The 13,410-nt window shown below is 58.6% G+C and carries 9 protein-coding genes and 2 pseudogenes; 7 read left to right on the top strand and 4 right to left on the bottom strand.

Annotated features, from left to right (window positions below):
• Nucleotides 1-339: 339 nt before the first annotated feature.
• The 3 genes and pseudogenes from DC522_RS37300 to DC522_RS19140 form a co-directional block, all read right to left on the bottom strand.
• Nucleotides 340-426: pseudogene (locus DC522_RS37300) on the bottom strand (TerC family protein); the annotation flags it as partial.
• Nucleotides 387-1,004 (bottom strand): annotated as a pseudogene (locus tag DC522_RS19145) (TerC family protein). The pseudogenes DC522_RS37300 and DC522_RS19145, both read right to left, overlap by 40 nt.
• 867 nt (nucleotides 1,005-1,871) lie before the next feature.
• Entirely contained in the window at nucleotides 1,872-4,160 is a 2,289-nt protein-coding gene (locus DC522_RS19140; RefSeq protein WP_116530258.1) for a bifunctional diguanylate cyclase/phosphodiesterase, read from the bottom strand.
• Between the two features lie 375 nt (nucleotides 4,161-4,535).
• On the opposite strand from DC522_RS19140, the gene DC522_RS35425 reads away from it, so the two are divergent.
• Nucleotides 4,536-4,766, top strand: coding sequence for an excalibur calcium-binding domain-containing protein (locus DC522_RS35425; RefSeq protein WP_205769681.1), 231 nt, complete (start codon nucleotides 4,536-4,538; stop codon nucleotides 4,764-4,766).
• A gap of 120 nt (nucleotides 4,767-4,886) precedes the next feature.
• Nucleotides 4,887-5,267, top strand: a complete 381-nt coding sequence (locus tag DC522_RS19130; protein ID WP_116530256.1) for a rhodanese-like domain-containing protein — start codon at nucleotides 4,887-4,889, stop codon at nucleotides 5,265-5,267.
• A gap of 166 nt (nucleotides 5,268-5,433) precedes the next feature.
• Here the strand turns inward: DC522_RS19130 and DC522_RS19125 are convergent, their stop codons facing one another.
• The gene (locus DC522_RS19125) at nucleotides 5,434-6,579 is read right to left on the bottom strand and encodes a site-specific integrase (RefSeq protein WP_116530255.1); all 1,146 of its coding nucleotides are present in this window, start codon (nucleotides 6,577-6,579) and stop codon (nucleotides 5,434-5,436) included.
• Nucleotides 6,580-6,697: 118 nt separating this feature from the next.
• Between DC522_RS19125 and DC522_RS19120 the strand changes: the two genes are divergently transcribed.
• The 5 genes from DC522_RS19120 (at nucleotide 6,698) to DC522_RS19085 (ending at nucleotide 12,619) form a co-directional block, all read left to right on the top strand.
• Nucleotides 6,698-7,357 carry a hypothetical protein gene (locus tag DC522_RS19120; protein ID WP_116530254.1) on the top strand — a complete coding sequence of 220 codons (660 nt, stop codon included), beginning with the start codon at nucleotides 6,698-6,700 and terminating at the stop codon, nucleotides 7,355-7,357.
• A gap of 556 nt (nucleotides 7,358-7,913) precedes the next feature.
• Entirely contained in the window at nucleotides 7,914-8,297 is a 384-nt protein-coding gene (locus DC522_RS19105) for a hypothetical protein (RefSeq protein ID WP_133239316.1), read from the top strand.
• A 229-nt stretch (nucleotides 8,298-8,526) separates the two neighbouring features.
• A complete protein-coding gene (locus DC522_RS19095; RefSeq protein WP_245444314.1) occupies nucleotides 8,527-9,912 on the top strand; it encodes a phage/plasmid primase, P4 family in 1,386 nt (461 codons plus the stop codon).
• A gap of 194 nt (nucleotides 9,913-10,106) precedes the next feature.
• Nucleotides 10,107-10,625 carry a Terminase small subunit (DNA packaging protein Nu1) gene (locus tag DC522_RS19090; protein ID WP_116530248.1) on the top strand — a complete coding sequence of 173 codons (519 nt, stop codon included), beginning with the start codon at nucleotides 10,107-10,109 and terminating at the stop codon, nucleotides 10,623-10,625.
• Nucleotides 10,625-12,619 (top strand): phage terminase large subunit family protein, encoded by a 1,995-nt coding sequence (locus DC522_RS19085; RefSeq protein WP_116530247.1) that lies wholly within the window; start codon nucleotides 10,625-10,627, stop codon nucleotides 12,617-12,619. Before DC522_RS19090 ends, DC522_RS19085 begins: the two co-directional genes overlap by 1 nt.
• Nucleotides 12,620-13,410: the final 791 nt, after the last annotated feature.

Below are 13,410 nucleotides of genomic sequence, written 5' to 3'. Positions count from 1 at the left end.
CTGACCCTCCTCAAGGATCAAATTGCCCGAAAAAGTTGTCTTCGAAATGGACCAGTTTGACGGGTCAGGACCAGCCGCTCTTCAACCCTCGGAAACATGCTCCGACGATAGACCGCTCTGCCGCTTCTATTCGACCGGTCGCGAAAGCATGTTCAAGGCATCAACGAGAGCCGAGAGCGCCTTGGCAGCGTAGATATAGCCCTTAGAGCATCGTGCGGAAAAGTGGATCCGGTTATTCGCTGGCGCGGCCCTTCGGGTCGCCTGAACGATGCTCTCATTGTAGGAGAAAGCATCGGATGGGTCCCAAAAGTGCAAATCCACTTGTGGGTCCGAGGCTGTAGGCACGTGCACCCCGAAGCCATCCGCAATCAGGGTCGTGCCGATCATCAGCAGGAAGCCCAGCGCCAGCATGACCACTGTGGGATTAGAGCTGTTTCCATTGGCATGGAATCAGCTCTCGTCTTTGCCGGGCCGCATTTTTTGGCGGTGAACAGGATCCACTTCGCCGAAAATGCTCCAGCCTGAATAAAGCGCGAGAGCGGATCTGCCGCGATTACCATCACGGTCACGGCCGCGAACACGGCGAGCACCATAATCGGCACAAGGTCCGTCATGCCGATGGCCGTAATGATGTTATCGATGGAGAACACCAGGTCAAGAGTTAGGATCCGCACGATAGCAGAGGCGAATCTCATGCCCCCCTGCTTGCTGTCGAAGAGATCCGGTCCAGGGTTTGGATCGATGTTATGATGAATTTCCTTCGTTGTCCTCCAGACAAGAATGAGACCACCCGCAACAGGATTAGGCCCTCCACGAGAAACCGTGTCCAAAGACCGTGAAGAGCGGATCCGTGAGTTGGACGATGATTGCGATCGTTCCCGAGAGCCCTAATCGGAGGAGAGAGCCAAGCCAGTGCGTCGAGCTTTAGTCTGCTGATGTTGAGGCAGCTTGCTGGTGAGGATGGCAATGAAGATGAGATTGTCGATGCCGAGCACCACCTCCATAACGACGAGCACTGCCAAGGCCGCCCAGGCGGTCGGGTCAGCCGTCAGCGCAATGATGTGATCCACCAGCCTATCTCTCGTGAATCTCTTTCCTATGTTTTGTCACTGACAAGCTTATGCAAGGAGTGCCCTTAATCTTCTCCCACCCTCAAATCGGTCGAATTTTAGTGAACCTCTGTTCATGGAACCGAGCCAGCCTCGGTAAGCGTTCCCCTACTAATAGACTGGGAGATTGTCATGGAAACACGGTTGCGTCCTCTTGGAGCCTTGAGCTTGGCCTTGGGCCTTGCTGCAGCCGCGTCATCCGGTAGCGCACAGCCGGCACGGCCCTGGGTTGATCCGCCTTCCGAGACTGGAGCGTCGGCACCAAGCTCTGCCCCTGCGTCCGCAACGCCTGAGGCCAAGACTGTCGCCCCACAATCTTCACCTCCGGCAAGCACAGCGGCAGTGACCAAAGTCGACGAGAAGAGCAAGGAGCCGACCCAGCAACGTTCTGAAGAAGCCTCTTCTGTGGGAGAACGGAAGCCGGTTGCGAAAAGCTCGGTCCAAAGAGCTGTGACCGAGCGCAGAGATCGCAAACCCTCACGGGTAGTGACGACGGCCAGAAGCGAGCGTCAAAGGCAAGTGAATCAGCGACATGACGTAGCTGCGCAATCGACGCGAAGCACCCGGGCGGCCAGAGTGCGTGAAGGTCTCGATTCCGGCCTTGAGGTCATGACTCTACGAACCATCGAGTTTCCTGATGGAAGGCGCGTTCAGATTCTGACGAAACCCCGACCGGGTGCCATGTCCGAGCTTCTCGACATGCCGGAGTAACAGCCCCGCCCTACTTATACGGGTGCACCCAAATCCGTGTCTGAAGGAAGATCAGGCGAGTGCCTTCCTTGCTCTCGACGTACCTTGATCAGAATGAGAAACAGACAGGGCTGGCATGGCAGTACCTTGAACACTCAGCATATTGCCCAAGCCCCCGAGAAGATCTGTGATCTGTTCCTCAGGAAGTGCGCGAGAGAACAAGAAGCCTTGCATCTCGTTGCATCCCGTTTGCGACAGGAAGGTCTTTTGATCCTCCGTCTCCACGCCTTCCGCAGTGACCGTCAAACCCATGGCACGGCATAAACTGACGATGGCTGTCACGATTGCGACGGACTCATTCTGCTCGCCGAGGTGCCGCACGAAGGACCGATCGATCTTGATCTTGTCGACCTCGAAACGGCGCAGATAACTCAGGCTGGAATAACCCGTCCCGAAATCATCGAGAGCAATCTTGAAGCCTTCCTGCCTCAGCATCTTCAGGACTGAGCGGGAAAGATCACTGTCATCGAGGAGCAGGCTTTCGGTGATCTCGAACTCGACGCGGCGAGGATCGGCTCCCGTTTCGCTGACAATCCCGATCAGCCGCTGAGCAAGATCGCCGGAGCGGAACTGGACCGGCGAGAGATTGACCGCGATCGTCAGATCGGGCCACCGCTTCGAGGCAAGGCAGGCTTGGCGCAGAACCCATTCCCCGAGAGGCGAGATGAGTCCGGTTTCTTCTGCGATTGGAATGAACTGATTGGGCGCGATCATGCCGCGCGTCGGATGATTCCAACGCACGAGGGCCTCAAGGCCGGTGATGGATTGCCCACCCACATCAACCTGCGGCTGATAGAAGAGCCTCAGGTCATTGCCGGTAACAAGAGCCGCGCGTAACTCCTCTTCGATCATGCTACGCACCTTCACGGTTTCATCCATGACCGCCGTGAAGATTCGGTAAGCATCGCGCCCTTCAGCCTTGGCCTGGTAGAGCGCAATATCGGCCTTTCGCATGAGATCTATGCGCTCGGAACCTGCATCCGGCGCCAAGGCAACACCGATGCTGACACCGACGAAGGCCTGGCGGCCTGCGACGTCGAATGGCTGCCGGACGGCATCGAGGATGCGCGCACAGATTGTTTCGACATCATCGCGACCGGTTATGCCTGTCAGAACGATAGCGAACTCGTCTCCGCCGAGACGCGCAATGATGTCGCTTCCGCGCAGAAGTCCGAACAGTCTCTGGCCGAACTCCCGGACAACACAATCTCCCGCGTGATGGCCAAGCGTGTCGTTCACATGCTTGAAACGATCAAGATCGAGCATGAGGACAGCCAGCGGTTCTTCCGGTCCTGCACCGGCCAGCGTCCGATCAAGGTTGTCGTCAAAAAGCGCGCGGTTGGGCAAGCCCGTCAGAACATCATGAAAGGCAAGATGGTGAGCCTGCGCCTCGCTGGCGCGTAATTCGGCAATCGCCTTTCTCAGCTTCGCCATCGAGCGTCGCAGCGAACGGGCGAGCAAGGTCATGACGCCGATGATCAGAACACAAACGACGGCGATGCTCGGGCTGATGACGCGCAGAATGGTCGTTCCCGGCAGTTCCGGCCGCCAGATGAAATAGCCGATCAGGTTGCCCTCATCGGATCTGAGAGGCACGCCGACCTCGCCGCCACCGGCTTCGTTCACCTGTGAGAAACGCAGACCCTCGATCAGGTTCTGCTGTGAAAGCTGTCTCAGGAAGCTGCCATCAAGAAAGCGCACACTGACCAGCAAGAATTCACTGCCGGGCTCCTGAGCGATATCGTCGTTCTCAGGCACGATTTTCATTGCGCTGACGGCTGCCGGCCTGCCCTGCAGTTCCAGCAGGTGCGCGTCATGCACGGCCCTGCCGCTTGTCAGATAATTCTCATCAACAGGACGCTCAGAGTGCCCATAATGGGACGATTGGGCGTCGCCACGAAGCCCTTGGATAAGCCATTCGAAGCTGGGACGAACTTTTTCGAACTCTTCGGTGGCTGCGCGGGCTCCATCGATCGTCACATCAACGGGTTCGTTGCGAGCATTCAAGATATAGGTGCGGTCCTGGCCGAAGGTCACATGCAGCCAGCGGCCGATATTGGCATCAAGCCATTTCTCGTCGAGAGGGACTTTACGCAGCTCAAGAACGGTCTCGTTCCAGACGGCAACCATTTCCTGCTGCTTGGCCAGCTCGCCGACAATCGCCCGGATGCTGCGTTCAGTGGTCCGTTGCTGGCGCTCCGTTGAAATTTCATCGCTTTGTCGAACGGCCCAAAGCAGAGCAAGGGCCGCCAGCGCGAGCGCAGCGGCGGTGCTCGCTGCGACCGGCAGCAAGACGCGCATGGAAAAACGCCAGTTCAACTGGTCCAAAGAGGAAACTTTGCGCAATGGTTCAGCGCCTCGAAAGAGATGCCTTCCTTAATAGGGAGACGAGAAATATCATGTTATTATGTTATAAACAAAGTTCGAAGTGCATTTGTGCAAAACTGCTAAGCTTAAATAAGGATGCTCCGAAAGGCCACCTTGTCGGAAGCTATGCTGCAACTGTCGGTTGCTGCGTGTTGCCGGATGAGCATACAGGTTGAACCCTTGAAGAGGCCTAAGCCGCGCAACAGGGACGCGGAAGCTCAGAAGCTGAGGCGACGCTTTCAATCGTTCTCAAGAAAGCACTTCCCGGACCGTCGTGTTCCACGTCTCCAAACTCTCCCCTGGAGAACCTTGGTCGGGGCGTTCACCTTAAGCGCCCTGGCGACTTGGGCGCTCCATGCCTGGGTCTGGAACTCCAACCTCTGGCCATCGACGCAAGCCCTGCTTGAAGCCCGCCCCCTCCAGGATTGCACGATGGCCCGGCGCATCGGTGCGGCGCCACTCTACAAAGGCTTTCCAGGGTATCGAGACTGGCTCGATGCTGATCGCGACGGGATCGCCTGTGAGCCCTTTGGCCTCTAGGGCAGGATTGTTCCGCTCTTCTCACCTCTAGCAGCCCTTACCTCCATTGCCCTTCTTGACAGGGATAGCCAACGGGCGGAGCCTTTTCCCGCTTTTTCGGCATGGCACAGGAGGAGAACCATGGCCAAGAACGTCAAGGACTTGCTGGCCGAAGCGAACTCGTCTGTTCCAAAATTATCGCCAGCAGAGGCAACCGAGAAAATGAAGTCTGGTGACGTGCTCGTCGTCGATGTCCGCGATCCGACGGAAGTCCAGCAGACCGGCAAGCTCAAAGGCGCTTTGAATGTCTCCCGTGGCATGCTGGAATTCCGCGCTGATCCGGAGAGCCAATACCACAACCCAGCCTTCCAGAAGGACAAGACCATCCTCCTGCATTGTGCGTCAGGCGGCCGTTCCGCCCTCGCCGGAAAGACCCTCCAGGACATGGGCTACACCGCCGTGTTCAACATCGGCGGCTTCAAGGATCTGGCGGAAGCAGGCATCGACACGGAACCTGCATAAACCGCGATCGAGAAAACTTCTTAGATTGAGAATTCCCGAGAACATCATCGGGAGAGATGGTAGCGGAGGAGGGATTTGAACCCCCGACACAAGGATTATGATTCCTCGGAAAACCTCTTGTAGGCTTAGGTTTGGTCTGCCCGTGTTGCAGATGTGTTGCAGCAGGTCAGCTTAGGAGGCCGATCTCAACCGCGGCCATTGCAGCCTTGTCGTCATCCCGAGCCTCGAAGAGGTACCCGTAGGTATCGAACGTCTGCTGGATCGAGGAGTGCCCCATAAGGCTCTGGATCCGCTTTGGACTCAGGCCCTGCTCAATCCAGAGCGCAGCGGCCGCATGCCGGAGCGCGTGAAGCGAGTACTTCGCGTCAGGCATCTTCACGTCTCTCCCCTCTGCGTCCTTGCGATCCACCATGTTCACGACCCCGGCCCTGATTTGTAGCGGCCAGAAGAGCCGGGAGAGGATGTTGCCGTGGCTCTCCACGTTGCCAGCCCCGGTCGGGAAGACGAGTTCCAGTTCCCCGTTGGGGCACGCCAGACGCCACTCCTTTAACGTCTTGAGCAAGATAGGCGTTAGAGGGATATCCCGAGTGCCCGCGGCACTCTTTGGAGGTCCAAACTGGTTGAAGCGGTCAACTCGGCGGCGGACATGTAGGATGCCTTTCTTGAGGTCGATATCTTTCCACTTCAGGCCCCGCAGCTCGGAAGCGCGCAGGCCGGTAAAGATTGCGGTGAAGAGGAAAGGACGCTCCCGATCTTGGGCAGCATCGATCATGGCCTTCAATTCGGCCTTTGAAGGCATCTCAGGCCGAGCCTCACCACGCTTTGAGCGTTTAATAGGCGTGGCATCCCGAACATGGTTCATAGCTGCCAGGCCCCGCCGCTTGGCCTCGGCTACGATCGCAGATAGCGATCGCAGTACCCGCTTGGCCATATCGGCCGAGCGGCCGTCTGCAATGAGCTGATCGGCGAAAGCGTTCACCGCCGGCGTCGTGAGGCGCGAGAGCTTTGTCGCGCCGATCCGAGGCACGATATGAAGATTAACGTGCGCCCGGTACTGCCGAAGCGTCGTCTCCTCGAGCTTGTCTCTCTCACAACGTTCGAGCCACAGGTCGGCTGCCTCCTTTACGGTGATCGAAACACTGTCCGGAGTGTGCACACCCGCTGCCACCTGGCTGCGGACCGTGACAAGAAAGGCGTCCGCTTCTGCCTTGCGGGCGAATTGCTTGAAACGGCGTTTCCCTGCGCCATCGAGATAAGCGGCTAGCCAGACCGTCTTTCCACTGGGCAACGTTCTCTTGCGTATTGAAGCCATATCTTGAATCCCTTTCAGTTATCTCCGTCTGCGTGCCAACTTTCGTTTGAAGCAGTTTCATTTGACTGTTGACACGGCGCTTTGTCAAATGATACAAATTCAAACGATGAGAACTCAAATGGGCGTAGTTAGCGACTTGGTGAAGGCCGTGGCTCAGATCGAAGGCCTCGATGAAGTTTCGGTCGGCGTGTACGCGAGACACGCTCGAGAAGCTGGCTTCATCACTCATCAAGGTCGGGGGCGACATGCCGCGAGAATGACTGTGAGGGACGCTGCCAATCTCCTGATCGCAGTCAATGCGTCACCGTTGGCGAAGGAGGTGCCAAATACGATTGAACGCTACAGGTCACTTCGGAAAAGCCCCCGCTCACTCGTCCTCGATATGCTGGGAGGCTTGGACGACGAGGCTACCCTCGGGGATGCTCTTGAGAAGGCAATCGAATGGTGCATCCGAGACGCGGATGGGAACTGCAAGATGCGTGGAATACTCGACAAAGCAGATCCAGAACGTGTCCACCGCGAGGCCAAACGAGAAAAGTTTCAGCTCCTACCTGCCATGTTCACGATCAGCTTTGGAAGACCCAGCGCATCGGTAGAGATGAAGCTTCTAGGAACAACACACTGGCGTGACATTGGGACGATTAAGACTGAATATTTTGCTCGATCCAAACTTATTTTTGAGACCAATCATTCGAGCGAAGACATGCCAGATAGACAGGATACAGCAACTATAACACACCGAACTCTCATGAGAGTTGCGGATATACTACAGGCCTAAATTCTGGGGATAACTATGACTGAAATGACAACGCGCCCATTGGGCGCGAACGGAGGTGGTTTGCCTCTTGCAGACGACCTTCTTAGAGGTGCTCGCCCTATCGCTAGATTTATCTACGGTGAGAGCAAAGACGAGCGGGAGAACGAGGCCAACGAGCGTCGCGTCTACCATGCCGCGCAGAAGCATGGCCTGCCAGTTTTCAAACTTGGGGGCGTTCTGTGTGCCCGCAAGAGTACGATCCTCCGTTGGATCGAGGCTCAAGAGCGTAGCGGCGCAGCAGCGTAGAGGCATTTCCAATGGCAGCAAAGCATATAGCAAGCGTCACGAAAAATACCCGGGAGCGGGTTGTTGTGAGCCTCGTCCAGCGCAGCGGTCAGAGCATGATCGATGTTAGGATCTACGATCGAACTGGTGGCCAGGAGTTCCCGAGCCGAAACGGGTTCACACTTGAGCCATCACTCCTGCAGGAACTCCGAGCTGCGATGGATGAAGCAATCGCTGAGGCAGCGCGCGAGGGACTTCTCCCATGAGCTCAAAAGATAGTAAGCGCCGCGATATGACGCTCCTGGAATGCCATCTTGGCGACCAGCTGATTGGCCATATCCTTGAGCAGAATTGTCAACACCATGCGCGGTCATGGCCTGCCGAGGTTCCGATTGGAATTTACGCCAGTCGCGCCGAGGCATTGGCGGCGATCGCGCATGCGGCTGAGCTGTATTCCCTGGAAGACGGGGCAGACAGAGAGCTGACGGTCCAGCCCTGCCAAATGCCTATGGACCTCGATAAAGTCATAGCTCAGATGCTGGAGATTATCGACCATCGCCGGTCGACGGAGACTTTCGCTCTCTTTCGCTATCTGCAGGACAGGGGCTTCCATCCCGATAACTATCTGCTCCTGATCGAAGATGCGCTGGAGAAGTATGCGGACGAGCAGCCATGATTATCCACTGTGCGGGGATCTGTACTGCCGCGGAGCAAACTCCGCGGCAGTACCCACCTACCCGGTATGTCGTGTTGGGCTACGTCCGGGAGGAGCTCGCTCTGTTGGATAGCTGGCCTACGGTCGGCAAGCGATGGCAATCAATAAGGACAACAGCTTTAGTTGGCGGCCCGTCCGAGGTGGCAGGCCTGTTCGCTGAAAAAGGGGACGGGATATGAGGCCATTCGAATTGGCCGCAGGTTCCATAGTTCAACATGTGGCAGCGCAAACAGGCGAGATCGACGACGGTACGATTACGCAGGACGCAGTCGCGCGCGCCTTTGCCGATCGTCAGGAAGATCGTCTGCGATACTGTCACAGCATGGGTGCGTGGTATTTCTGGACTGGAGCGTATTGGCAGAAGGACGAGACCGATCGCACCTTCCAGCTTGTCCGCGAGCTAGCACGAGAGTTCAGCGAGGGCAGCAGGCCAAAGGATCTCAAGGAGGTGCGTAAGGTCGGCTTCGCGGCGGGCGTCGAGCGCTTTGCTCGCGGCGATCCCATATTCGCAGTAACGGCAGAAGCCTGGGATCAGGATCCGCTTCTGCTCGGCACTCCAGACGGCACTGTCGATCTCCGGAGTGGCGTGCTACGGGCGTCAACTCCCCAGGAAGGCCTCACTAAGATTACTACCGTGGCGCCCTCAGATGCGGCGGACTGTCCGTCATGGCTGAAGTTCCTTGATGAGGCGACAGGTGGCGATATCGAGCTTATCCGGTTCCTTCAGCAGTGGTGTGGTTATGCCCTGACCGGCCTCATCCGCGAGCACGCACTCGTATTCGTCTATGGGCCAGGCGGCAACGGCAAATCCGTATTTCTGACTGTCCTCACCGGCATCCTCGGCGACTATGCGGCGACCGCCGCGATGGACACCTTCACTGCCTCACATACGGACAAGCACACGACCGACCTCGCGATGCTGCGTGGAGCCCGGCTGGTAACCGCCTCCGAGACGGAGGAGGACCGCCCCTGGGCGGAAGCACGCATCAAGCAGATGACCGGCGGTGACCCGATCACAGCGCGGTTCATGCGCCAGGACAACTTCACCTTCCGGCCCCAGTTCAAGTTGACCATCGTCGGAAACCATCAACCTAACCTGCGCAATGTCGATGATGCCGCCCGTCGCCGATTCAATATTGTCCCGTTTATTATCAAACCCGCTCATCCTGACCGGAACCTTGATGAGAAGCTCAAGGCAGAATGGCCAGCGATCCTGCGGTGGATGATCGACGGTTGTCTCGACTGGCAGAAAAACGGGCTCACCCGCCCGCAGAGCGTTCGTGATGCCACGGACACCTACTTCTCGGAGCAGGACCTGTTTGGTCAATGGCTACAGGAAGAAACGGATGCCGAGCCTGACAATAAGAATAAGTTGGGAACCAGCGCTGCCTTGTACAAGTCGTGGTCCGATTTCGCGATGCGCTCCGGTGAAAAGCCGGGAAGCCAAAAAGCTTTCGCCGCCGAAATGAGAAAGCGGGGTTTTGAAGCCTTCCGCACCGGCTCCCTGGGCCGGGGCTTTCGGGGCATTCGGCTCCGGACCCTGACGCACCACAGTGACGGCAGTGACGCATGGTGACGCATTTTCCGTATCTCTCCATACGCGCACACATGCGTGCGCGTATGGAGAGATACGGTAGGAAGCGACACAAAGCGACACCCGACACCTCTGGGGGCCCCTGTGGCTTTCGGTAGAGCGGGGATGGCGGAGACGCAGGTCTCCTCCGTCTTGCAGATTTCTGAATCAAAGGCAGCATCAGCATAGGAGCAGGGATGGAGAAGCATCGCCGAACAACGAGCCTGGTGCAGGCAGCCGCCGTTCTCGGTGTTCACCGCAACACGCTCTCTGGCTGGGTGGATCAAGGATGCCCTGTAGTCAAGCGCGCGGATCGCACGCGCGGCGTCGAATGGGAGATCTCCATCCAGGACGTCGTCGACTGGCGCATTCAAAAGGCCGTTGCTGACGCTGTCGCCAGCCTGCAAGGTGAAGTAGGCCGGATCAGCCGCGAGGAGGCGGATCGCCGCCGGGCTGTGGCCCAGGCGATCACCGCCGAGGTCGCCGCGGATGAAGCACTGGATCGAGTAGTCGCGCGAGCTGATGCTGAAAGTGACTTGGCTGGATTCTGCGTCGTTCTGAAAACCGGCCTAGCAAACGCGAGCGCCAAGATCGCTGCCCGGGCAGCGAGCCTCACCAGTCCGACCGAGATCCAAGAGATCTGCGAGCGCGAGATGAACCGAGCCTTCGAGGCCGCCCAAGGCGAGCTCAAGCAGCAGTGGGCGGAGAACGGCTAATGACGATTAGCGAACGCACAGTCGACCATCGTGCCGGGGACTATCGCATCGGCCGTCGCGCCCACCGCAGCGCCATACTCGGGCTGTTCGACACATCCCTGATGTTCCAGCCTCGCATGAGCGGATCCGAGTGGGCGGAGCGGTTCGGCTGGATCCCCAAGGGCACAGGTGCGGAGAGCGGACCCGTCACCCTCTACGGCTATCAACGCGGTCTGCTTGATGCAATGTGCGACCCACGGATTCCACTCGTGACGGTGATGAAGGCCGCCCGCGTCGGCTACACCCGATGCGCGACCTTGGCCCTTGCCTACCATCTCCACCATGAGCCTTCCCTTTGCGCTATCGCACAGCCGACGATCCCGGACGCGGAGGACTTCGGCGGCTCCGAGATCGCGCCGATGCTGCGGGAGACGCCTGTCCTTGCCGAGCTTCTGCGGCCGGTGCGCAAGGGTGAGAAGCCGGATAAGGCCACCTTCCTCCAGCTCAGCAATGGCGCATCTGTTCGCGTCGTCGGCGCTGCGTCCGATGACGCCTTCCGACGCTATTCCGCGCGTTTTCAGGTTGCTGATGAGATCGACGGCGAAGGCTGGACGCCAGGCGCGCGCAGTCAGGGCGACAAGCTGAAGCTCTTCTGGACCCGTGGCGAGACCTTCTGGAACCGCAAGCAGATCCGCGGATCAACCCCGCTTCTTGAGGAGACCTCCCGGGTCACCAAGCTCTGGACGCAGTCCGACCAGCGCCGATACTTCGTTCCCTGCCCGCACTGCGGCGACATGCAGGTACTCGACTGGGGTGGCCCCGACGTACCCCATGGCCTCAAGTGGAAGCTCGGAGAGGACGGGCGACTGGAGAGTGTCTGGTACGTGGGCACCTGCGGCTGCATCATTGAGGAGACTTATAAGGCCTGGATGGATGCTCGGGGCGAATGGCGGGCGACCGCCACCCCCAAGCAGGAGGGACATGCCGGCTTTCACCTCTGGACCGGCATGAGCCTTAACCCGAATGCCGCCTGGCCCATCCTCGTGCAGGAATGGCTTGAGGCGCAGGACGATCCAGCCACCCTTGTGCAGCCCTTTGTGAACCTGCGACTCGGGCGCACTTATCGGGCAAGCTATGGCCAAGAGCTCAAGCTCGGACAGTTCTTGGCACGCGTCGAGCACTATGCAACAGATGTCCCGGCCAGGGTTGAGTTCCTGACGCTCGGAGCCGACGTACAATCAGGCGAGGTCAACCCGCGCATCGAGGCCGCGGTGTACGGCTGGGGCCCAGGACTGGAGTGCTGGCTCATCGGCCACTTCGTGCTGCCAGGCGATCCTGCTCACGCAGAGGTCTGGTCTGCTCTGGATGCCCTGCTGCAGCGCTCCTTCAGGCGGGCGGACGGCAAGATGCTGCGGGTGCAGGCGGCCACCATTGATGCTGGTGGGCATCATACGGCAGAAACCTACGCATTCTGCAACGAGCGACGTAGTCGGCGGGTGTGGGCCATCAAGGGCAGAGCGGAGATCAACGGTAAACGTACAAAGGTATGGCCGCGAAAGCCCTCCTCTAGGCTTGGGACCGTCTGGTACATGATCGGCGGCAACGCGGCCCGGGATTGGGCCTATGGCAGCCTCGCGGTCGAGAAACCAGGCCCACGATACGTCCACTTCCCTGAGGTGCCTGCCGCTGGCTCCCGTGCAATCGACGAGGAGTTCTTTACCCAGCTAACCCGTGAGCGCTTGGTGGTGCGCCGGCAGGGGTTTACCGAATGGGAGAAGCCAAAGGCTGCGCATGAAGCTGGCGTGTGCTTCGTATATGCCTATGCAGCAGTATGTGGATTGCAAGCAATGAGCGGGCGCTACGTGGCCATGGGGAAGCTGCCAGAGGCACTGAACGAGCCGCTGGCACTGCGCGGAGCTGCAGGAAGTGACGAAGCTAATTCATCTGTTGCTACTCCAGCGAGAAAATCGCTGATATTCAAGCGCCGCATCACTCGCTCACAATTTATGCGCTGATAGGAGCTGTCTAGTCGTAATGCCGTGACAACGTTAATCACTTGTGCGTTTGGGCATTTTGCTCGTCCTGACTGAGGAGGAGCGATGCTGACGGATGCCCAATCGATGATGCTGGAGCCACTGGTGGAGCGATGCCGGCCGAAAGACAAGGCACCGCAGGATATACGGCGCACGCGGGAGGCGGTCCTCCGGAAGTATCAGAACTGGTGTGCCCAATCGCGCAGGCCGAGGGACCTGAAGATCTTTGGTGTGGGGCAGCTTTGGAAGTAGTTTCACAGTAGCCTACAAGTGGCTTTGCAACTGACGTAGACAAGGACCTTGGCTTCGCGATCCCGCTATGGCTGATACGGCAGATACCGCTCACGTCATTGTTCGGTAGCCGCTCGCATGTGGGCTTGCCGTCGTGACCGGGCTTACGCTCAACTGGCTCATGCCCTTGCCGTTCCTGTTGGCCGACCTGCTTGCAGGTTAGGTCGGTGCGATGGTGTTTGTCCTCGGACTGGCGCTGTTCAGCGGGGCCATCGTCACCAACACCCGAGGCCGGTTCGAACGTCCCCACAGACCGGCCCGCCACGACCATCGTCGAGAATGGGCCGTACCGCTTCACATAGCCCCATCTATCTCAACTTGTTCCTGGGCTGATCGGCCGGGCCCCTGCGTTTAACACTGTCTGGCTGCTGATGGTGCTGGTGCCCTTCGCGCACGTTATCCGCTACGGCGTCGTGGCCCGCGAGGATGCCTATCTCGAGCGCAAGTTCGGCGAGGGCTATCGAGGCTACCCCTCGCGTGTA

The organism is Microvirga sp. KLBC 81 (genome assembly GCF_003075415.1).
Lineage (GTDB): Bacteria > Pseudomonadota > Alphaproteobacteria > Rhizobiales > Beijerinckiaceae > Microvirga.
This window is presented reverse-complemented; position numbering and strand designations above follow the sequence as displayed.